Annotated in this window: 19 protein-coding genes; 16 read left to right on the top strand and 3 right to left on the bottom strand. The window is 40.5% G+C overall.

Annotation, left to right across the window (positions count from 1 at the left end; genetic code table 11):
• Both VB714_RS18400 and VB714_RS18395 read left to right on the top strand, forming a co-directional pair.
• Positions 1–1,279, top strand: a 1,279-nt coding sequence (locus VB714_RS18400; protein WP_323226114.1) for a C1 family peptidase, incomplete at its 5' end; no start/stop codon positions are given.
• 209 nt (positions 1,280–1,488) lie between these two features.
• Positions 1,489–2,361, top strand: a complete 873-nt coding sequence (locus tag VB714_RS18395; protein WP_323226113.1) for a 3'(2'),5'-bisphosphate nucleotidase CysQ family protein — start codon at positions 1,489–1,491, stop codon at positions 2,359–2,361.
• Between the two features lie 60 nt (positions 2,362–2,421).
• On the opposite strand, the gene VB714_RS18390 is transcribed toward VB714_RS18395, so the two are convergent.
• Positions 2,422–2,877 carry an SH3 domain-containing protein gene (locus VB714_RS18390; protein WP_323226112.1) on the bottom strand — a complete coding sequence of 152 codons (456 nt, stop codon included), beginning with the start codon at positions 2,875–2,877 and terminating at the stop codon, positions 2,422–2,424.
• 160 nt (positions 2,878–3,037) lie between these two features.
• Here VB714_RS18390 and VB714_RS18385 point away from each other — a divergent pair, with 160 nt between their 5' ends.
• From VB714_RS18385 to VB714_RS18365, 5 genes are all read left to right on the top strand, one after another.
• Positions 3,038–4,009 carry a cysteine synthase A gene (locus VB714_RS18385; RefSeq protein ID WP_323226110.1) on the top strand — a complete coding sequence of 324 codons (972 nt, stop codon included), beginning with the start codon at positions 3,038–3,040 and terminating at the stop codon, positions 4,007–4,009.
• Between the two features lie 176 nt (positions 4,010–4,185).
• Positions 4,186–7,227 carry an ATP-binding protein gene (locus VB714_RS18380; RefSeq protein ID WP_323226109.1) on the top strand — a complete coding sequence of 1,014 codons (3,042 nt, stop codon included), beginning with the start codon at positions 4,186–4,188 and terminating at the stop codon, positions 7,225–7,227.
• Entirely contained in the window at positions 7,227–8,564 is a 1,338-nt protein-coding gene (locus tag VB714_RS18375) for a response regulator (RefSeq protein ID WP_323226108.1), read from the top strand. The genes VB714_RS18380 and VB714_RS18375 overlap by 1 nt, the downstream gene beginning before the upstream one ends.
• A gap of 146 nt (positions 8,565–8,710) precedes the next feature.
• Entirely contained in the window at positions 8,711–9,025 is a 315-nt protein-coding gene (gene clpS, locus VB714_RS18370) for an ATP-dependent Clp protease adapter ClpS (protein WP_416309733.1), read from the top strand.
• Positions 9,026–9,027: 2 nt separating this feature from the next.
• Positions 9,028–9,315 carry a DUF2103 domain-containing protein gene (locus VB714_RS18365; protein WP_323226106.1) on the top strand — a complete coding sequence of 96 codons (288 nt, stop codon included), beginning with the start codon at positions 9,028–9,030 and terminating at the stop codon, positions 9,313–9,315.
• A 63-nt stretch (positions 9,316–9,378) separates the two neighbouring features.
• Here the strand turns inward: VB714_RS18365 and VB714_RS18360 are convergent, their stop codons facing one another.
• Positions 9,379–12,024 (bottom strand): right-handed parallel beta-helix repeat-containing protein, encoded by a 2,646-nt coding sequence (locus VB714_RS18360; protein WP_323226104.1) that lies wholly within the window; start codon positions 12,022–12,024, stop codon positions 9,379–9,381.
• Between the two features lie 245 nt (positions 12,025–12,269).
• Between VB714_RS18360 and VB714_RS18355 the strand changes: the two genes are divergently transcribed.
• From VB714_RS18355 to VB714_RS18340, 4 genes are all read left to right on the top strand, one after another.
• Positions 12,270–13,448 carry an NAD(P)/FAD-dependent oxidoreductase gene (locus VB714_RS18355; protein ID WP_416309732.1) on the top strand — a complete coding sequence of 393 codons (1,179 nt, stop codon included), beginning with the start codon at positions 12,270–12,272 and terminating at the stop codon, positions 13,446–13,448.
• 20 nt (positions 13,449–13,468) lie between these two features.
• Positions 13,469–14,122 (top strand): HAD-IA family hydrolase, encoded by a 654-nt coding sequence (locus tag VB714_RS18350; protein ID WP_323226102.1) that lies wholly within the window; start codon positions 13,469–13,471, stop codon positions 14,120–14,122.
• 91 nt (positions 14,123–14,213) lie between these two features.
• Positions 14,214–15,146, top strand: a complete 933-nt coding sequence (locus VB714_RS18345; RefSeq protein ID WP_323226101.1) for an Hpt domain-containing protein — start codon at positions 14,214–14,216, stop codon at positions 15,144–15,146.
• 5 nt (positions 15,147–15,151) lie between these two features.
• A complete protein-coding gene (locus tag VB714_RS18340) occupies positions 15,152–15,454 on the top strand; it encodes a hypothetical protein (RefSeq protein ID WP_323226100.1) in 303 nt (100 codons plus the stop codon).
• 12 nt (positions 15,455–15,466) lie between these two features.
• Here VB714_RS18340 and VB714_RS18335 read toward each other — a convergent pair whose 3' ends face one another.
• On the bottom strand, positions 15,467–17,506 hold the full coding sequence (locus VB714_RS18335) for an adenylate/guanylate cyclase domain-containing protein (RefSeq protein ID WP_323226099.1): 2,040 nt from the start codon (positions 17,504–17,506) through the stop codon (positions 15,467–15,469).
• Positions 17,507–17,742: 236 nt separating this feature from the next.
• Between VB714_RS18335 and groES the strand changes: the two genes are divergently transcribed.
• From groES to VB714_RS18310, 5 genes are all read left to right on the top strand, one after another.
• Positions 17,743–18,054, top strand: coding sequence for a co-chaperone GroES (groES, locus tag VB714_RS18330; protein ID WP_204104700.1), 312 nt, complete (start codon positions 17,743–17,745; stop codon positions 18,052–18,054).
• Between the two features lie 60 nt (positions 18,055–18,114).
• Positions 18,115–19,740: a chaperonin GroEL gene (gene groL / locus VB714_RS18325; protein WP_323226098.1), complete on the top strand. Its 1,626-nt coding sequence runs from the start codon at positions 18,115–18,117 to the stop codon at positions 19,738–19,740.
• A 93-nt stretch (positions 19,741–19,833) separates the two neighbouring features.
• Positions 19,834–20,913 carry a DUF4917 family protein gene (locus VB714_RS18320; protein ID WP_323226097.1) on the top strand — a complete coding sequence of 360 codons (1,080 nt, stop codon included), beginning with the start codon at positions 19,834–19,836 and terminating at the stop codon, positions 20,911–20,913.
• Positions 20,898–21,065 (top strand): hypothetical protein, encoded by a 168-nt coding sequence (locus VB714_RS18315; protein ID WP_323226096.1) that lies wholly within the window; start codon positions 20,898–20,900, stop codon positions 21,063–21,065. Before VB714_RS18320 ends, VB714_RS18315 begins: the two co-directional genes overlap by 16 nt.
• 89 nt (positions 21,066–21,154) lie before the next feature.
• Positions 21,155–21,376: a hypothetical protein gene (locus VB714_RS18310; RefSeq protein WP_323226095.1), complete on the top strand. Its 222-nt coding sequence runs from the start codon at positions 21,155–21,157 to the stop codon at positions 21,374–21,376.
• Positions 21,377–21,478: the final 102 nt, after the last annotated feature.

Below are 21,478 nucleotides of genomic sequence, written 5' to 3'. Positions count from 1 at the left end.
TTCTCAACGAGAAATTGCAGGTTCAGGAGTTTATAGTACCGATCGCTTCACAGAAGAGGAACTTCCTCCTCAAGTCGATCTTCGTCCTTTTATGAGTCCCGTAGAAGACCAAGCTGGAGCAAATAGTTGCACAGCTAATGCAGTTGTGGGTGGATACGAATATATTATGAATCGTTTGGAACAAGAAGTTGATTTCAGTCGCCTTTTTGTTTATTATAATGCTCGCCGACTTGCCTTAGAATATTTTGGCGAAGATCGCATCAAAGACCAAGGAAGTAGCATTACTTTAGCATTGCTGAGTTTGCAAGATGAAGGGATTTGTCATGAAGAAACTTGGTCTTATGAAGTCACCCATGATGGTAAAGTTAAGAACGTTAATACCGAACCTCATGGGATTGCTTATAACGAGGCACAAGGATTGCTAGAATTTCCCGAGTTCCAATGGGAAATACCGGAACAAGTTCCTATAGATATTTATGCCATGAAACATTGTTTAGCAGAAGGATATCCCTTCGTATTTGGCCTAACTTTGTTTCGCTCTTTCGATCGCGCTAAAACCCAAGGGCGAGTTATTTTACCAGATTTAGACAGTGAGGAAGGGCGAGAAGAACATGGCAAACACGCCATGCTTTGCGTAGGGTATAAAGACAGTGCGGAAGTATTTGTTGTTCGTAATTCATGGGGGGAAGACTGGGGAGATGAAGGTTATTGTTATATTCCCTATGAATACATGACCAATTCCGATCTCTGCTTTGATTGTTGGAAAATTAAAGGAACAACAGAATTAGACCTCAGTGAAGAAATATGGGTAGATGAAGATGAAGATTTTGATGACGAGTTTTATGATGAAGACGAGGAAGATGATGAAGATGGAACTTGTTATTTAACCCTATTAGAAGCAATTGCTATTATTGCTTTATACGGGGCTGCTGTAGATGGTTTATCGGAAGAAGAAACTGAGTTATTAGTGACACTATACGATCGCTATGATATTGATGCAGAAGAGTTGCAAGAGAAGATCGACGAACTCCTAGAAATGGGTGGATTTGAGATGCTTTATAATGCAGCAACTCAAGTGATTCTCGCAGAAGATTGTGCTGAAGAAGCCTTCCAAGTTTCCGCCGAATTTGCCATCGCAGACGAACATTTTAGCGAAGAGGAATATCAATATTGGAGTAAATTAGCTGGAGATTTAGAATTAGATGGCGATCGCGCTACCGAAATTTTTAACAGAATTCTCGAAGAATACGATATGGAGCCATTTGAGGATTTATTCTAACTCAGCAAAATTCCCCTCTTTTAGAAGGGTTTATAAGGATTAAGTTAATAAATTGCACTCCACCACTCCTCGACCCACGGTAATTTGCTATAATCATCGAACAAGCATCCTGCTTGTTCCACCATTAGCAAGTTTTTTCTTGTTAACTGAATGATAGATTTACAAATTTGAGATGCACTCCTAAACTATAAGTTGGAACTTTAAAGAACATGATCGAGAATCGTTTGGATGAAATTGGCGCGATCGCCCGTCAAGTTGCTTGGGGTGCTGCGGACATTTTGCAGGCTTACTATCGCGGTAATACGGATTTAGAAGTTAAGGATAAGAAGGGAGATCCGGTCACAAAAGCCGATCTAGCTGCTAATCATTATATTTTAGAAAACTTACAAAAAGAACTGGCTGAGGAAGATTTTGGTTATTTGAGTGAAGAAAATTTTAATGTAGAAAAAGCAGAACCGATTGCGAAAGATTGGGTTTGGATTATCGATCCCCTTGATGGGACGCGAGATTTTATTGAAAAAACTGGAGAATATGCCGTACATATTGCTTTAGCGTATCAAGGAAGACCGCAATTAGCGGTTGTGGTAGTTCCGGAAACAGATAAGTTATATTTTGCCATTAAAGGACAAGGCACAAAAGTCGAAACGCGATCGGGGGAAGTCAAAGAAATTCGAGCCAGCGATCGCCATAAAATCGAAGATTTAAACCTAGTTGCCAGTCGCAGCCATCGTAATCTTCGTCTCAACAAAATGTTAGAAAGGATTCCTTTTAAGGAACGTTTTGCAGTGGGAAGTGTGGGCTGTAAAGTTTCCACCATTCTCGAACAAAAAACCGATGTTTATATCTCGCTTTCGGGCAAATCTGCACCGAAAGATTGGGATTTTGCTGCACCAGAATTAATTCTAACGGAAGCTGGGGGAAATTTTACCAGTTTTGAAGGTAAGGACTTACTTTACAATCAAGGAGATGTCAGACAATGGGGGGGGTTAATGGCAAGTAACGGCAATTGCCATCAAGAACTTTATACAATGGCAGCGAAGATTTTAGCAGAAATTGATAGGGAACTTGCTGAGGAAGTATAAGGCAAAACTAACACTCCGTAGGGACGTTGCATGAAACGTCCCTACATCTCTGAATACTTATTAATCTTCCTCAATGCGATCGCTATTTCCCGCTTTAACCCAACCTTCTTTATTAGTTCCTGGAATACGAACCCAATCCCATGTTCCATCCTCATTACTTCTTAAAACAATCATTTCAGCATCATAGGGAATAACCTCAAGGCGATCGGCATCAAAATCGGGTTTATCTCGTAAACTCAACCCATCTGGCCAATTGACGCGAACGCGATAAGCACCTTCTGGTAATGGGACTTTAGGGGCTTCGGGTTCGGAAACAACTTCTTCCTCCCCTTTTCCTTCCCCTTCTTTTGCAGAATCTTCAGAAGACTGGGGACGTTCTTCCGGATAAACGGGCTTGGAAGGGACTACGGACATCTTACTGAAAAAATAGTAACCTGCCGCCGCTCCACTGATACCTAAAATTGAAATACCGAGAAAGATACCGAGAACAAATTGACCAATACTAGATAACTTCATAAACTTTAATACACTTAAATTTTTTGATTTTGTCAGGGCAATCCCCAGCCCAAAATATGTCCTAGCAGATTTTGCAAGATTTGTCAACCTTGGGAGAGATTGAATTTCGCGGGATAATTGGGGAAATTAAGCAAAGTTGGCACAACATTCACGGACAAACATGGCAGATATCAAAAACGGTTTTATTGGAACGGTGGGCAATACACCTCTGATTCGCTTGAACAGTTTCAGTGATGAAACAGGGTGCGAGATTTTGGGGAAAGCGGAATTTCTCAATCCAGGAGGGTCCGTCAAAGATCGCGCTGCCCTCTATATTATCGAAGATGCGGAACGAAAAGGACTCCTTGCACCAGGAGGCACCGTTGTGGAAGGAACTGCGGGCAATACAGGCATTGGTTTGGCACATATTTGTAATGCTAAAGGCTATAAATGCTTGATTATTATTCCCGAAACTCAATCCCCCGAAAAAATAGAACTATTGCGAACATTAGGGGCTGAAGTTCGCACTGTTCCAGCAGTTCCTTACAAAGACCCCAATAATTACGTTAAACTCTCTGGGAGGGTTGCCTCGGAAATGGAGAATGCGATTTGGGCAAATCAATTTGATAATTTAGCCAATCGTAATGCCCATTATGCAACAACAGGTCCGGAAATTTGGCAACAAACCGATGGCAAAGTTGATGTTTGGGTAGCTGCGACGGGAACTGGGGGAACTTATGCGGGGACAGCTATGTTTTTGAAGGAGAAAAACCCGGCAATGAAATGTATTGTTGCGGATCCAATGGGAAGTGGTTTATATAGTTACGTGAAAACTGGAGAAAGTAAACCAGAAGGGCGATCGATTACTGAGGGTATTGGTAACAGTCGCATTACAGCAAATATGCAAGGGGTTCCCATCGATGATGCTATCCAAGTTGATGATAAGGAATGCGTGCGTATTGTTTATCAGTTACTAGAAAAGGATGGGCTATTTATGGGGGGATCTGTTGGGATTAATGTTGGGGCAGCTTATGCCTTGGCGAAACAATTAGGATCGGGACATACAATTGTTACGGTGCTGTGTGATGGGGGTTCTCGCTATCAATCTAAACTCTTTAATCGTGACTGGTTAGCAGAACAAGGGTTACTTTAAAATCATCCAGAGAATCCAGAGAAGGAAGATTAGTAATCAGAAATCAAGTCTCTTTAAATATATTTACTTAAAGAGGCTTGAAAAATTGAGTTTCCGTTGATATTTCATATTTCGATTGCGCGATCGGGTGTATTGAAACCTTGCAGATTTAGAATTGCCTTTTATTTTCAAGTAAAATGAGACAGATTATCGCCCCTTTCAGACAAGTTCGTTCCTTGCTGGTTTTAATTACTCTTATTATTGTAGGATTAGTCGGTAATTATTTTCAACTGCCTTTTGCTTTTAGTGTTTATTTTCTCTTTGGTAGTATTGCAACGCTTATTATTGCCCAACTTTACGGAATTTTTTGGGGAAGTTTTGCCGCCGCCCTAGCTAGTGTTTACACGATTATCTCATGGTATCATCCTTACGCTTTTATTATCTTTACAGTAGAAGCAATTTGGGTAGGTTGGGGTTTGCGTCGTAAAAGTAACGATCTGCTCTTTTTAGATACGCTCTATTGGCTATTTATTGGTATGCCTTTAGTCGGGATATTTTATAAATATGCTCTCGGATTGGATAACATTCTTACCATTATTGTGATGGTCAAACAGTCCGTAAATGGAATTTTTAATGCGTTAATTGCCAGTCTTATTATTTCTTATTTTCCTGTATATCGTTGGTCGGCTCGTTCTCAAATTTCTAAAACTCAGTCTTTTGAGCAAACGTTGATCAATCTTCTTGTTGCTTTTGTTCTCTTACCGGCTTTGTTACTCATTGCCCTCGATAGTCGAGAGGCAATGCAATATGAAGAAACCATCGTTGATACTCAGTTAGAAGTAGCTACAACAGATTTATCTAGTGAATTTCAAAGCTGGTACGAACGGAATCAAAAAGGGTTACAAGAATTAGTCAAGATAGCCGATAAGGATAATTTTAAAAACGAAAATAATTTGCAGGGAAGTACAGAATTAACGCAACGGATATTTCCTGCGTTTGAAGCTGTATATTTACTCGATCGCAATGGAAAAGAAATTGCAAAAACATCTCCTCTCCAAACTGCCAATATTACTGATTTTCAGAGTATATTTTTTCAAAAATCGGGGTTGCAAGTTATGCAATCAAAAGGACAATCTCAAATTATTTTAACTGCGAAGAATCAAAATAATACAGGAGTTGCGATCGCGTCTATTTCTCCAGACTTTTTTACCCATTTTCTTGAAGCGAGTAACGTTGCGTCAGGTTTACTCAGTACCTTGATTGATGAAACTGGAGGTGCGATCGCCACCACACGAGACGACTTGAAACCCCAACAAGACTACGATCGCCGCACTGGAGGTGATATTCGCACATTGGAGTCAGGAGCCTACCATTGGCTGCCCAATTTACCCGGAAAACCCACCTTAGTGCTTTGGAAAAACTCTTTTTACATCCGCGAAATACCCCTGGGAGATGCTAATTCTCAGTGGAAATTAGCAGTTGAGGCTCCAATAGCACCACAGATTGCTCGTCTCCAAAAACGCTATATTCAAAGCCTAACAATTTTATTGGCGATCGCAGTTTTTTCTGTTATTCTGGCTCGTACTCTCAGTCGTCGTCTCGTCAAACCAATTTTACAATTAGCGCAACTGACTAGCAATTTGCCGAACAAACTTTTAGAATACCAAGATGTTAGCTGGCCGGATCGTTCGGTGATGGAAATTGACGCTTTGGTGTCCAACTTCCGAAATATGTCAGAAACCTTAGTGCAGAAATTTCAAGAAATTCAGCGTACCAGCGAACAATTACAACAAGCTAAAGAAAAAGCAGAAGTTGCAAATCATGCCAAAAGCGGTTTTCTTTCCAATATGAGTCACGAACTGCGAACCCCTCTTAATGGTATTTTAGGTTATGCTCAAATTTTAAGACGCGATCGCAGTCTTTCTCCTCAACAAAGTGAAGGTTTAAACATCATTCAACAGAGCGGAAAACACCTATTAACGCTCATTAATGATATTCTCGATCTCTCGAAAGTTGAGGCAGGAAAAATGGAAATCTATCCCGCAGATTTGCATTTTCCTAGCTTTTTAGAAAGTGTTGCGGGAATCATGCGGATGAGAGCATTGGAAAAAGATATTCTCTTTGAATGTATCTTCGATCCTCAGTTACCGGAAGGCATTCAAGCTGATGAAAAAAGACTGAGACAAGTTCTTCTTAATCTACTTGGAAATGCAGTTAAATTTACCGATACAGGAAAAGTAACTTTTTCCGTTACCCATCACCCATCACCTCATCATCAATCATCGATCAATAGCCAAATTCGTTTTGAAATTCGAGATACTGGGGTAGGGATGAGCGAGGAACAACTTAAAACAATTTTCCAGCCTTTTGAACAGGTTGGCGATACTAAACGTCGTGCGGAAGGAACAGGATTGGGATTGGCAATTACTAAACAATTAATTGAATTAATGAATAGTACATTGCAGGTTGAGAGCCAATCAAATCAAGGGACACAGTTCTGGTTTATTCTCTCTTGTCCTGTCGTTGTAGCAGCGCTTCCTCCTACTCAAAAAGAAGCGATCGGACAAATTAAAGGATATCAAGGCGATCGCCGAACATTGCTGGTTGTTGATGACCATATTGCTAATCGTCTCGTTTTACAGGAAATGCTTGAACCTTTAGGTTTTGAGGTCATTTTGGCAGAAAACGGACAGGAAGAGATCGATCTTGCTCGTCAACTTCGACCTGATTTAATTTTGACAGATTTGGTTATGCCTGTTAAAACAGGATTTGAGGCGATACAAGAAATTCGCCAAATCTCGGAAATGACGGATATTAAAATTATTGCTATTTCTGCTAGTGTATTAGAAGGCGATCGCGATCGAAGTCGGATTGCTGGATGCGATGCTTTTTTACCCAAACCCGTAGATGAGCAACTGTTACTCAATGTTTTGGCAGAACAATTGCAATTAGAGTGGGTTTTTGCAACAACTACTGAGGATAATAGCAAGGATCGAGAGATTAACTCAGAAATAAAAACCCGTGAATTCATTGTGCCTCCCGAAGAAGAAATGGAAATTTTGTATGAGCTTGCTATGATGGGAAGTATGAAAAAGATTCGCGATCGGGCTATTTATTTAGCAGAAATTAATGAAAAATATATTCCCTTTACCGATCGCATTAAAGAGTTAGCTCAAGGATTTCAAGAAAAAGCACTCGTTGCTTTAATTCAGAAATATATTAAATTAGGAGAAAAATAATGTACTTCAATTTGAATGATTTAAACCTTGAGGAGTATAAGATTTTATTAGTTGATGACAACCCTACAAATCTAGCGGTTGCTGTTGATTATCTAGAAGAATTCGGTTTAACTGTTTTAGTTTCTCAGGACGGAGAAAGTGCATTAGCGCGGACAAAATTTGCTCGCCCGCATCTTATCTTACTGGATGTTCTTATGCCAGGAATTGATGGTTTTGAAACTTGTCAACGTTTAAAAGCCGATCCAGATATACGAGAGATTCCTGTTATTTTTATGACAGCTTTATCAAATCCTGATGATAAAGTCAAAGGATTTGAAATGGGAGGAGTTGATTATATTACTAAACCAATCGAGCAAAGAGAGTTACTAGCAAGAGTAAGCACTCATCTCCAAATTTATTCTTTAACTCAAGATTTAGAAGCACAGAACAAAATCTTACAAGAAAAAGTTACCGAACGAACGCAAGAATTAGAAAAAAATCTGAAAGAATTACAAGAATTTCAACTTCAGCTTGTACAAAGTGAAAAAATGTCTTCCTTGGGTCAATTAGTTTCAGGTGTTGCTCATGAGATCAATAATCCTATCGGTTTCATTAAAGGAAATTTATCCCATTCCGCAAATTATATTGAAGACCTCTTGGGATATTTAAAATTGTATGAGAAATATTATCCAAATCCTGACTCAGAGATTAGAGAATATGCCGAAGATATCGATTTGGAATATTTGCGGGAAGATTTGCCCAATGCAATTCATTCCATGAAAGATGGTGCCGATCGCCTGCAAGATATCAGTCAGGCTTTACGCACATTTTCTCGTGGGGATACAACGGAAAAAACGACTTACGATCTCCATCAAGGTTTAGAAAGCACGCTACTGATTTTAAAACATCGCTTAAAAGCACAGGATAATTACCCAGAAATTATAGTTATAAAAAATTATAGTCAACTTCCCGAAATCAATTGTTTTGCAGGACAGCTTAATCAAGTTTTTATGAATATCTTGTCTAATGCGATCGATGCTTTAGAAGAAAGTAATAAAGAGCTTTCTTTTGCTGAAATTGAAGCTAACCCCAATCAAATTACGATCGCCACGGAAGTATCGGGAAAACAGGCTATCGTCCGCATTCGCGATAATGGGATGGGGATGACTGAAGAAGTTAAAAAACGCATTTTTAAGACCCATTTTACAACTAAGGCTGTAGGGAAGGGGACGGGACTGGGATTAGCGATCGCAAAACAAATTGTTGAAGAGAAACACAAAGGTTCTCTGATTTGTACCTCGAAATTTGGAGAAGGAACTGAATTTGCGATCGCTTTACCAATTGAGGATTATGATTGAGGGACTTCGCGATCGCCATAAGAGTTGGAAAAGAATCTCAAAAAACGCTAAAATAGGCGGATAATATGGTAACGAAGTTGAACAGAGGTTTTCAAAAACCAATGAGTGTGGTAACGAGTATGATAATGCCAGTCTCCCATCGGGGCATGGTAGTCAATAATCCTATTCTCGCAGCGAGTCCGACGATCGCCCCAGATCGAGTCAATCAAACTATTCGCAAACCCTATCCCAATTATCGGGTGATCGTCCTCAATGACGATTTTAATACGTTCCAGCACGTGGCAGAATGTTTAATGAAGTATATCCCTGGAATGACCAGCGATCGCGCTTGGGAGCTTACCAATAGCGTTCATTTTGAAGGACAAGCAACGGTATGGGTGGGACCCCAGGAACCCGCAGAATTGTATCACCAGCAGTTGAGTCGCGCAGGATTAACAATGGCACCTTTGGAGAAAGCATAATCATGGTTAAACCTGCTAAAGGTCGTCTGGTTTGGAATCATTCTACCCACATTCCCACTTTAATTCCTGTTTTAGAGCGTTTAATCTCCCTCGGAAATATTACCACGGTGACACCGGGGGTTATTAGTCGTGCTAGGGGGAATATTCCTCAGTTAAAATTGCGCGTTTCTGTTCCTATTCGCGGCGGTTACAAAATCATTGCTCGTCATAATAAAAGTGTACAGGAAGTGTTTATGATTACTGAGTTGAGTCAGGTGGAATTAGAAGAGGCGATCGCCTCGTGTTTGTAAGTATACTAACAATTTTAGAGATAGATACGGCGATCGCGCAATAACAAATTACGCAGGTTATTCCTAGGGACAACTCGCTACACTGTTAGAATTAGTGCTATTTAAAGCCACGTTTACAGGAATATACATCTGCACATTTCCAGTAAAGCTATTATTGTTACTTTGAATGTTACTGACAGTATTTCCCCCAACAATATCAAAATTAGCGGCAACAGGTAATCCTCCTGTAACGTGTTGTAAGTGAACCTGTAAATCTGTTATACTTGCCAATGATATTGCTGGAGGATTGGTTAGGATATTGTTAGAAAGACTAAAACAAACTTGACTCGTATTAGATTGAATCGCAACTCCTATATTTGCACCCGGAGTTCCTATATTTGCTTTTGTCCCTCCAGCACTAACACTATTACTCGTAATTGCAGCATTGGAAACCACAGAACCATTTCCAGAGACAGTATCAACACCCACCCCAATACCAAAACGCCCAACATTACTCACATTATTACCTGTAATTGTTGCCAGAGATAACGTACTTCCATCTGTTGCACCAACGGCAATGCCGTCATTATCTACATTACTAATTGTATTGCCAGAAATGGTAACATCGGTAATTGTACTACTATTTGAAGCACCCACAAAAATTCCATCATATTGATTGCTTCCCGAACTACTTCCTCCGCCAATATTGCTTAAAGTATTGTTTTGAATGACAATACTGCCAATACTACTACCATTATCGACACCTCCTTGAATTCCATATTGAGCGATATTACTCAGTGTATTTCCTTCAATGGTAAATCCGGTTGAATTTTCTGCAAAAATTCCATTTTCTGTGACAGTATCAAAGGAATTATTGCTCACGGTAAATCCATTAGAACTGCTCGCAGAAATTCCATCTTCTGTTACAGTCTTAAAAGAATTATTACTGACAGTAAACCCACTAGAACTACTGGCAGAAATCCCATTTTGGGTTATTGCATTAAAAGAATTATTACTGACAGTAAATCCATTTGAACTACTGGCAGAAATCCCATTTTGGGTTATTGCATTAAAAGAATTATTACTGACAGTAAATCCATTTGAACTACTGGCAAAAATCCCATTTTGGGTTATTGCGTTAAAAGAATTATTACTCACAGTAAAACCACTAGAGCTACTGGAAGAAATCCCATTCTGACTTATTGTATTAAAAGAATTATTACTGACAGTAAATCCATTTGAACCACTTGCAGAAATTCCGTTCTGAGTCATTGTATTAAAGGAATTATTCTTAACTGTAAACCCACTGGAATTGTTTGAAGAAATCCCATTTCCTGTTATTGAACTCAGCCCACTTTCTTCAACGATAAAACCACTGACATTCGTAGCAGAAATCCCATCTCCTGTTATATTATTAAGATTAAATCCAGAGAGAACGCTATTATTGCCCATTGTTACTGTTGCATTGATTTGCGGTCGCTGGCTCGTTCCTGCCCCTGACGAGGGTAACTGTAGCGTTCCTAATTGTGTATTAATAGTTTGCGTTGGCGCGATAGAAAGCAATTGAATATTATCAGGGATGGTAATTGCTGTGGTGTTAGCAATATCATTACCAAACTGCACGTAAACGATTTCATTCTGATTATTCGTACTGTTCGTATTTGCTGCATTAATTCCTTCCACAATTGTATTGAAAGGATTCTCAAATGTTCCATTTCCTCCAATCCCTTCCGTATTGCTGACGTGCTGGAAAAACCATTGTTCTCCGGTTACTGGATTTGTTGCAACGACATTGGCAAAAGTTTCTGAAGAGGTTGCGAACTCAGTTTGTTCGTCAATAATAATTGCATTATTGCGCGTGACAAATTCTCCCATTCTGGCGAGTAACCCTTCTTCTTTTTCTTTCCCCGAAGACCCACCAAAATTAATCCCAAAATTAAAGATAAAATTTGTGCCAAAAACAGCATCATGCTGAATACCTAAACCGACAATATAATTATCTAATGCTCGTGCTTCTAATCTCGCCCGCCATCCTAATGCCGTGGTATTACTGGCATCAAGATAATATAATCCTCCATAACCCCGCACTTGCCCAAAATCGCTAATATCGAGTAGTTTGCCCCCTGCTTCTCCATCGATCGCCAACATCGCTGCTTCATATTGTCTTGTTTCCTCTCGGGTTTGCGTTCCCGAAAACAACAATAAATTCCCTTGAAAACCAAAACTGGAAATGCTGGCATCGGTAATATTAGAAAGCGTTGAACCTATTTGCTTGCGGTTATCGCCAAAAGGAACATAACCATTTAAGCGCAAATCCCAATCATCGCTAAGGCGTTCAAACCCAAAACCAATTTGATTAAAACGATTGTTGCCTGTATCGCGGCTATCGTAGGAAACATAACCCCCAAAAATGCGATCGCCATCGCGATCGTAAAAACGATGTCCCAAGGTCAAATTGGTGCCAACTGTCTCATAATCAAACCAAGATAAATGCCCTTCCAGAAATAAAATACTTTCTCCAGGGGTCTGTACTAGAGGGGCAAAACCTTCCAGATGAGAAAAACGCGGCACTCCAGCCCCAGAGGTACTTACACCGCCTCCAAGACGCGGTTCAACCAGAAGAAGGTCACTGGCTGAAGTGCTTTCAACAGGGGTCACTTGCGCGATCGCCGGGGCAAGACAACCGAGGAAAATGATTCCAGTACAACCAAAAGAGAGCAAATTATTCACAATTCTATGACAAGGGTAATGGGTAATTAAACAATCGCAAACGCACCCAACCTGAAAAAATTTAGTTTGTTGTGAGCATTAATTTAACGAAAAACGGGCGCGATCGCAATAGTCCCCCGTCATCCGTTATTCAACGATCGAGGAACGAAGAAGAAAGAGAAAAATTTATCATTCATCATTCAGCACTCAGCATTCATTGCTTTGCCTCTAAAATGAAGAACAAATCTCTGCTCAACTTTCCTTCTATGAACGAACAACCCAAACGGATCTGTATTCTGGGCGGTGGTTTTGGTGGACTCTATACCGCCCTAGGTTTAAGCAAACTCCCTTGGGATAATGCCCCTAAACCGGAAATTGTCTTGATCGATAAAAGCGATCGCTTTCTCTTCTCCCCCCTGTTATACGAACTTCTCACGGGAGAACTGCAAACCTGGGAAATTGCCCCTCCCTTTGAAGAACTTCTCGCAGATACTGGCGTGCATTTTCTGCAAGCCAAAATCACGGGGATCGATGCTCAAAACAAGCAAGTGCAACTGGAAAATCGCCCCGATATCACCTGCGATCGCCTCGTTATCGCCCTGGGGGGTACCACTCCCTTAAACCTCGTACCAGGCGCGAAAGAACACGCTATCCCCTTCCGTACCCTCGAAGATGCCTATCGCTTACAGGAAAAATTGCGCTTTCTGGAAGAATCCGATCGCGATAAAATTCGCATTGCCATCGTCGGGGGGGGTTATAGCGGTGTAGAACTAGCCTGCAAACTCGCCGATCGCCTCGGAGAAAGAGGTCGCCTTCGCATCGTCGAACGAGGAGAAGATATCCTCGAAACTGCCTCAGAATTTAACCGCCAAGCTGCCAAAAAGAGCCTAGAAGAAAGGGAAATTTGGCTGGACCTAGAAACTACAGTAGAGGCGATCGGCGCAGATAGCCTTTCCCTACTCCATAAAGGTCAAGTTGATACCATTGCCACAGAAATTGTCCTCTGGACCGTAGGAACGAAAGCCCTGTCCCTGCTTGACTCTCTCCCCTTTCCTCGCAGCGACTCTAACCGCTTAAAATTAACGCCGACCTTGCAAATTGAAACTTATGAAGGCATATTTGCTTTGGGAGATATTGCGACGACGGGAGAAAAAATTCCTGCCACCGCCCAAACTGCCATTCAGCAGGCTGACTATTGCGCGTGGAATATTTGGGCTTCTCTAAGCGATCGCCCTTTACTGCCTTTCCGCTACAATTCCCTCGGCGAAATGATGACCTTGGGAATTGATAATGCGACCTTGACAGGATTGGGCATAAAATTAGATGGCACCTTAGCTTATTTAGCACGACGATTGGTTTATCTGTATCGTCTACCCGCCTTAAAGCACCAACTTGCTGTTGGCTTTAACTGGATTTCTCAACCATTAATTGAATTTTTGTCTTAAAAAAGGGTGAATTGAGTGCGATGTCCAAACCAAAAGTCATTTTTCTAGATGCAGTCGGTACACTATTTGGCGTAAAAGGAGGCGTGGGAAAAGTTTATAGCGAAATCGCCCGCGATTTTGGCGTTGATGTTTCCCCAAAAGACATTCACCCAGCTTTCTACCACTGTTATCGACAAACTCCCCCCCTGGCCTTTCCCGATGTCAGTTTCATCGATATTCCCGAAAAAGAATATTACTGGTGGCACGACTTGGTACAAGCAACCTTTAAAAAAACAGGTGCATTACCTCAATTCGATAATTTTGGCGCATTTTTTCAACAGCTTTACGCTTACTTTACAACGCCAGACCCGTGGATTGTTTATCCCGATATTCTTCCAGTCCTGGAAACCTGGCGTAGAGAACGAGTTGAATTGGGAATCATCTCAAATTTTGATTCCCGCTTGCACGGTTTAATCGGAACATTAGAACTGGAGAAATTTTTTACCAGTATTACAATTTCTTCCGCAAGCGGGGCGGCGAAACCGGAAGCAAAAATTTTTGAGATCGCCCTGAAAAAACACGAATGTCAGCCAGAAAATGCTTGGCATATTGGCGATAGTGTTGAAAACGATTATAAGGCCGCAAAAAAAGCCGGACTGCGATCGTTTTTACTGGATCGAAACCACAAAAAATAGGGGTTAAGATGGGGGAATTTTGGCGCGAGGACAATAGGTCTGCTTCTTCCCATCCATTACACAGATTCACATCGAGTTGGGAGAAACGACCTTGGATGCCAATCAACAAAAAATCTTAGGCTACTTCATTGAAGAGGCGCGAGAACACCTTGAAACTCTCGAACATGGGTTGATGGATCTGTCTAAGGTGATGAACGACCCCGAAGAGTTAAACGAGTTATTTCGGGCGGCACATTCGGTGAAAGGGGGATCGGCGATGCTGGGCTATAACAGCATCCAAAAAACGGCACACCGTTTAGAAGATGGGTTTAAGATTCTCAAAGACCATGAGGTTTCCGTCGATCATAAGCTAGAAACGCTTTTTTTGAAAGGGTATGACACCCTCCAATCCCTGATCGAACAACTCGATAGTCCTTTCGGCTTGCGCGACGAAGATGCCGATCGCATTATGGCGGAAGCAGAACCCCATTTTATCGAACTGGAGGCTTATCTCGATCAGTTAATGAGAGGGGAAGTTGCTTTAGCTGTTTCTCTCCCTGCTTCCACTCCCCAAGAAATATCTCTTCAGGATATCGAACCCCAACTCTCTTCGGAACAGGAAAAATTTGCTCGAGAATCTAAAGAACTCCTTAAGAAAATGCTGGCCTGTTTCAAGCAAAAGGCGACTCCAGAAGGACGGAAAGAATTGCAAGGCTTTTGCGTGCGTCTTGCTAAGTTAGCATCAGGAGAAAAGAATTGGCAAAAGGTGGCTAAGGCTTCCCATCGGGCGATCGCCAATCCTAAGTTTTCTTATCGTACTCTCGCCCCGATTATTATTACAGAACTCAAACAGGGTAGCGATGCGATCGTCTTAAAAAAAGGGGAAGAAATTCAAGTTAGCGAGTCTCTCAAGCAATTGGCGAGTGCTAAAATACCTCAAGTTCTCATTCCTGTTGAACCTAAAGCTGCAGCTAAAGCCCTGACTCACATTTTTAACAAAAAACAACTTGCTCAATTAGTAGAATTGTTAAGTATGAAAGGATAAGAATAATGTTTCAAGTTTTATATTTTGCCTCTCATTGGCTCACTCCTTTTCTTGTTCCTATTTGTTTTGTTCTCGCTTGGGGACTAACGATCGCCGCATTTTTAGGAGTATTTAGTGCAGTTCGGGAGGCGATCGTCAAAAGTCAAAAAATGCACGCTATTCCTTGCACAAACTGTCGTTTTTTTACGAATGACCACCGTTTAAAATGTACGATTCAGCCTTTTATTGCCAATACGGAACAAGCGATTCAATGTCCAGAATTTCAAACTAAATCTCATTCTTTCTATTCATCCTATCTTGATAATTAATAATCGCTATCTCTAACCCAACCTACTTGTATTAATATCCAGACGAAATAAAAGTAATTGTACTGCATTATCTTCAGGATTTTTTGCTTGTAATGTTTGCAAAATTTCTCTAGCTTCATCCGTATGACCGCGATCGCCTAAATTTACTGCTTTTTCAAATAATAGTTTAGTTTCGGTTTTAAATGCTTTTAATTGGGGTAAATCTGCTTCATAAATTTCATAAATTCTAATGGGTTCTTTTTTCCCTTTTACTAAAATTTGACCGAGAAATCGATAAGCATATTTATGGGCATTTGGCAAGCGATTTAAAGTTTGTTCGCTCATCAATATACTTGCACCATATTGTTTGGTTGCCGTCTCCAAACGAGAGGCCAAATTAACAGCATCTGCAATAACAGTCGTGTCCATGCGTTGCTTTTCCCCTACTGTTCCTAACATTAAATTACCGCAGTGTAAACCGATGCCAATTTGAATATTAGGATAACCCTTGCTGTGACTATCTTGATTAAATAGTTTGACCTGATTTTGCATCGCGATCGCGGCTTCAATGCCATTTTCTGGACTATGGTAAAATAAGGCCATAATCGCATCGCCAATATATTTATCAATAAAACCTCGATGTTCTCGAATGACTGGACTAACTTGATGCAAATAAGCATTAAGAAAGTCGAAGTTTTGTTCCGGAGTCATATTTTCAGAAATACTGGTAAAAGAACGAATATCAGAAAATAGAACTGTCATTTCTTGGTGAATGCGATCGCCAAGTTCGATATCAATAATACTCTTTTTCCCTAAAAAATTGACAAATTCGTGAGGAATAAAGCGATTTGATGCTAAATTATAAGCCTTCAAATAGTTTTGTGCTTCGGTAAAGCGACGTTCTAAAATAAAAACTAAACAGAGTAAAAAAGCCAGCATTCCCCAGTAATAAAGTTGAATATTCCCAATATTAATGGGAGAAATGTAAACAACAATATCGTGAACAATTGCTAATAAAAATAGAGAAAATCCACAAGTAAATATTTTTGCTTCTTGTCTTCCTCCCAAGGATTTCCTTGCGGCGATCGCAATTAAAGCGATCGCGCTTATAATTCCCAAAATCTGCGTGGGATAAACCGCATTAGTCCAAGTAATAACCCCATTTCCTGCGAGAATTAAAGCTAAGATTGCATAGAAAAGATGAATTTGCCAAAGACGACGAGGAATTGCCAAACGTCCCATCCCAAAAAGATGCTCAAAAAAGAGACAAATACTCACGGGTAATAAATGAAAAGCACCATGATGAATATAAGTCCAACTCACCTGATAGTTAAAGAGAAGACGAACAATTTCCGTCGGTGTAATAGTGTACAATCCAATGAGTAATGAAACAAAACCAAAAGAAAGATAAATATTAAATGTCTTTTTGAGAATTGCGATCGCGATCGGCAAAATTCCGCAAAAGATAAACAATAATCCGAGAGCAATTTTGATACTATCTCCCAAGACTAAACTTTTAATCAGATCGGGTTTATTGCCAATGGTTAAAATTCCATTAACGCCCAAAGGAATAGGCAAATTATTATTAATATAAACTTTGATAAAAATATTTTTATTTTGAAAATTAGACCCGAGAGGAACAATCGGGAATTCTCCTTCCTTTTCCTTAAGGCGATCGCGATCGTCTAATTCGTCAAAAATATAGATTAATTCTTCTTGAAAATAAACTTCCAAAAGATGAGGAATACCGCGAAAATAAAGACTGGGAAATGTCCACTGTCCTTCTGGTAAAGCCACTGTTAACCAAAATATCTTTTCTGAGGCAGGAGGCGACAGTTTACCTGGAAGTGTTAAAGGTTTCCAGTCCAGACTTTGAGGTGTTTCTAATGCCCATAAAGGAAAACCATATTCATTTTGAGGAGAATCTCCCCAATGATATTGCCATCCTTGTTTTATTTCAATAGGAGGGGAATTGGTTTGATAAAATTTTGCTTGGACGGAAGTAATAGAAAGCAGTAAGAGTATTCCCAAACACAATAAAATTCGGAGAGGGGTCAAAGATTTAAACTTCATTGATAGAGTGATGAAAGGTTGGAAAAGTTCGCTTTCCCAAGTTTAGCCAAAAAATAGCCCGCACCAAATTCCCTATTTCTCCTCTCCCACCAAAAAAGTTCGGGAAACCGTACTGACGCAATGCTTGCCAGAGGAGCTTATGATTAGGTAGATTAGCACTCGGAAGGTGAGAGTGCTAACTCCACTGAAAGCTAACACTCTCAACCCGAACACCGAAATTTTTTGGAGGAAATTGCATGGCAGCTTTAACTATTAACGTCTCTACAGTCAAACCTTTAGGCGATCGCGTCTTCGTCAAGGTCAGCCCCAGCGAAGAAAAAACCGCCGGTGGAATTCTTCTACCCGATACGGCTAAAGAAAAGCCCCAAGTCGGCGAAGTTGTCGCCATTGGACCCGGAAAAGCCGATAAAGATGGCAACCGAGTCGAACTAGAAGTCAAAGTTGGCGACCAAGTTCTCTATTCCAAGTACGCCGGAACTGATATCAAACTTGGTGGAGATGACTACGTTCTCCTTTCCGAGAAAGATATTTTAGCCGCAGTGGAATAATTTTTTCTATTTCTTTCCCTTCTTTTTTGTCCTTTTCACACTACACAATCAAAAACAGCTATGGCTAAGAGCATAATTTACAACGAAGAGGCCCGTCGCGCCTTAGAAAAAGGGATCGACCTACTGGCTGAAGCAGTGGCGATCACCCTCGGTCCCAAAGGCCGTAACGTCGTTCTCGAAAAGAAATTCGGCGCACCGCAAATTGTTAATGATGGGATTACCATCGCGAAGGAAATCGAATTAGAAGATCACATCGAAAACACGGGTGTTTCTTTGATTCGTCAAGCGGCTTCTAAAACCAATGACGTTGCTGGAGACGGAACCACCACCGCAACGGTTTTGGCCCACGCAATGGTCAAAGCGGGTTTGAGAAATGTGGCTGCTGGAGCCAACCCCATCGCCATCAAGCGCGGTGTTGACAAAGCGACTGAGTATTTAGTTGGTCAAATTGCCGAACAGTCTCGGGAAATTTCCGATTCTAAGGCGATCGCGCAAGTTGGCTCTATCTCGGCTGGAAACGATGAAGAAGTCGGCGAAATGATCGCTTCTGCAATGGATAAAGTCGGTAAGGAAGGGGTGATTTCTCTTGAAGAAGGGAAGTCCATGACCACCGAGTTAGAAATTACCGAAGGGATGCGCTTTGAAAAGGGCTATATTTCCCCTTATTTTGTCACAGACCCCGAACGCATGGAAGCGGTTTTTGAGGAGCCTTATTTGCTCATCACGGATAAGAAAATCGCCCTCGTACAAGATTTAGTTCCCGTGTTGGAACAGGTTGCACGTTCCGGTAAACCGTTAATTATTGTTGCGGAAGATATCGAGAAAGAAGCCCTCGCAACCTTGGTTGTTAACCGCTTGCGTGGCGTTTTGAACGTTGCTGCTGTGAAAGCCCCCGGTTTTGGCGATCGCCGCAAGCAAATGTTAGAAGATATCGCTGTTCTCACCGGAGGTCAATTGATCACCGAAGATGCAGGCTTAAAGTTAGATAACGTCAAACTCGAAGACCTCGGTACAGCACGTCGTTTAATCATCACCAAAGACACGACAACCATCGTTGCTGAAGGTAATGAAGAGAAAGTGAAGTCCCGTTGCGAGCAAATTCGCCGTCAACTCGACGAAACCGACTCTTCTTACGATAAGGAGAAATTACAAGAACGCTTGGCGAAATTGTCCGGTGGTGTTGCAGTCATTAAAGTGGGTGCAGCAACTGAGACGGAAATGAAGGACAAGAAACTGCGTCTTGAAGATGCTATCAATGCGACTAAAGCGGCTGTTGAAGAAGGTATCGTCCCCGGTGGTGGTACAACTTTGGCTCATTTAGCTCCCATGTTGGAAAGTTGGGCAAACAGCAACCTGAAAAATGAAGAGTTAACTGGCGCTAATATCGTCGTGCGGGCGTTGACTGCTCCTTTGATGCGAATCGCTGAAAATGCCGGACAAAACGGCGCGGTGATTGCAGAACGGGTGAAAGAGAAAGATTTCAACGTCGGCTACAATGCGGTAAATGGCGAGTTTGTCGATATGTTTGAAGCGGGTATCGTTGACCCAGCCAAAGTAACTCGCAGTGCGCTGCAAAATGCGGCTTCTATCGCAGGTATGGTTCTCACCACGGAATGTATTGTGGTAGACAAGCCTGAGAAGGACAAAGCTGGTGCAGCACCTGGTGGCGGCGATTTTGACTACTAAGTTAGGAATCGGGTCTAGATAGTTTTGAAGGCAGGCGATCGGCCTGCCTTTCTTTGATAATCGTTCTACTTTTATTATTCATTGTGGAGAAATATGAATACATCCTACCAAATCAAGCAATGGGAAGACATAAAAAGTGAGTTTCAGGATTCTATTTTATTAGGTAATGGATCAAGCATTGCGATTCATCAAGATTTTAAGTATGAATCTTTGTTTGGAAACGCAGAACTAAATTCTGAGCTAAAAGAAATTTTTGAATACTTCAAGACAAAGGATTTTGAGTTTATCTTAAGAATGTTATGGCACAGTTACAATATCAATCAATCACTCAAGATTCAAGAATCTAAAACAGAATCAACATATCAAAAACTTAGGGAAAACCTTATTGAATCTGTTAGAAAGGTTCATATTAAATACACACAACAACTTGAACCGACTCTCAAAAATACAGCTTCTTTTCTTAAAAATTTTAAAAATGTTTTTAGTTTAAACTACGATTTGCTTATTTATTGGTCAATTATCTATGGTAATAAAAAACTATTGCCAGAAGAAGTACATTTTAAAGATTGTTTTCTAAACAGGCAACATAAATGTGATTGGGATTTTATGAGAAAAAACAAAAATAGTAATAACGGTAACAGCGATGCAACATTAGTTTTTTATCTTCATGGTAATCTTGTTTTAGCAACGGATTTATATGGGCAAGAGGTAAAATTAGATACAAAGGATCCAGCAGATGATGCAAATGTTTTGATTGATCTTGTTGTTGAAAAATGGGAATCGGGAAATTATTTACCCTTATTTGTAAGTGAAGGAACATCCGAACAAAAGATTAAATCAATCAACCGAAGTCCTTATTTAAAAAATGTATATGAAAAAGCCTTAAAAGATTTAGGAAAGACACTGGTTATATATGGATGGTCAATGGGAGAACAAGACGAACATATTCTTAAGGAAATTTGCTCAAACAGGAAATTGAAAAAAATAGCTATTTCAGTTAGAAAAACTGACAATGAAACAGAGAACAATGAGAAAATGGAAAAATTTAAAACAATAATAGAATATCAGTGCAAAAAAATTAACCAAAACCTAGCAAGTAATAAAAAACCTCAAGTTCCAGTTCCAGAATTAAAATTTTTTGATTCTGCAAGTCCAAAATGTTGGATATATTAGTAGTTTTTGTAGGTCGGGTTACGCTGTCGCTAACCCAACCTACAGAAATTTTTTCCTTCCTCGATACTTTGACGCGATCGCGCTATCTCAATCTTTCGCGATCGCATCCCCCAATAATATCGACAAGCAAAGCGATCGCAACAAGCGATTAAATGTCAAGAATCAGCTATAAGTTGCATGAGGCGATCGCGCTTTACCTCCAGTATAATACAATCAATAGATTGGAGATGCAAAAACTACAATGACAACCCTGCAAGTAATTGAAACAGCAATTAAAGAATTAAGCGATCGCGATGTTCGTCAGCTTTTGGAATGGCTACAAACTCATGTAGACGATCGCTGGGAAAAACAAATGAAAGCAGATTTAGAAGTTGGTAAACTCGATCGTCTTATCGCTCAAGCAGAAGCAGATATCGAAGCTAATACAGTGAAGGAGATTGATGAAATCTTATACCACTTCTGACTTCTGGAAAACTTATGCTAAATTATCTAACGAGGCTAAAGAACAATCTCAAAAAGCATACAGAAATTTTTTCTTTCCTTGATACTTTGACGCGATCGCGCT

The sequence above is a fragment of the Spirulina sp. 06S082 genome (assembly GCF_034932145.1).
In the GTDB taxonomy this organism is placed as follows: Bacteria; Cyanobacteriota; Cyanobacteriia; order Cyanobacteriales; family Spirulinaceae; genus CCY15215.
The sequence above is the reverse complement of the archived record's forward strand: the minus strand, read 5'-3'. Positions and strand labels throughout refer to the sequence as shown.

Bases quoted from the DNA above. Each gene is read 5' to 3' on its own strand.
- VB714_RS18395 (WP_323226113.1), top strand. From the start codon at position 1,489: ATGATCGAGAATCGTTTGGATGAAATTGGCGCGATCGCCCGTCAAGTT.
- VB714_RS18390 (WP_323226112.1), bottom strand. From the start codon at position 2,877: ATGAAGTTATCTAGTATTGGTCAATTTGTTCTCGGTATCTTTCTCGGT.
- VB714_RS18385 (WP_323226110.1), top strand. From the start codon at position 3,038: ATGGCAGATATCAAAAACGGTTTTATTGGAACGGTGGGCAATACACCT.
- VB714_RS18380 (WP_323226109.1), top strand. From the start codon at position 4,186: ATGAGACAGATTATCGCCCCTTTCAGACAAGTTCGTTCCTTGCTGGTT.
- VB714_RS18375 (WP_323226108.1), top strand. From the start codon at position 7,227: ATGTACTTCAATTTGAATGATTTAAACCTTGAGGAGTATAAGATTTTA.
- clpS (WP_416309733.1), top strand. From the start codon at position 8,711: ATGGTAGTCAATAATCCTATTCTCGCAGCGAGTCCGACGATCGCCCCA.
- VB714_RS18365 (WP_323226106.1), top strand. From the start codon at position 9,028: ATGGTTAAACCTGCTAAAGGTCGTCTGGTTTGGAATCATTCTACCCAC.
- VB714_RS18355 (WP_416309732.1), top strand. From the start codon at position 12,270: ATGAACGAACAACCCAAACGGATCTGTATTCTGGGCGGTGGTTTTGGT.
- VB714_RS18350 (WP_323226102.1), top strand. From the start codon at position 13,469: ATGTCCAAACCAAAAGTCATTTTTCTAGATGCAGTCGGTACACTATTT.
- VB714_RS18340 (WP_323226100.1), top strand. From the start codon at position 15,152: ATGTTTCAAGTTTTATATTTTGCCTCTCATTGGCTCACTCCTTTTCTT.
- VB714_RS18335 (WP_323226099.1), bottom strand. From the start codon at position 17,506: ATGAAGTTTAAATCTTTGACCCCTCTCCGAATTTTATTGTGTTTGGGA.
- groES (WP_204104700.1), top strand. From the start codon at position 17,743: ATGGCAGCTTTAACTATTAACGTCTCTACAGTCAAACCTTTAGGCGAT.
- groL (WP_323226098.1), top strand. From the start codon at position 18,115: ATGGCTAAGAGCATAATTTACAACGAAGAGGCCCGTCGCGCCTTAGAA.
- VB714_RS18320 (WP_323226097.1), top strand. From the start codon at position 19,834: ATGAATACATCCTACCAAATCAAGCAATGGGAAGACATAAAAAGTGAG.
- VB714_RS18315 (WP_323226096.1), top strand. From the start codon at position 20,898: ATGTTGGATATATTAGTAGTTTTTGTAGGTCGGGTTACGCTGTCGCTA.
- VB714_RS18310 (WP_323226095.1), top strand. From the start codon at position 21,155: ATGACAACCCTGCAAGTAATTGAAACAGCAATTAAAGAATTAAGCGAT.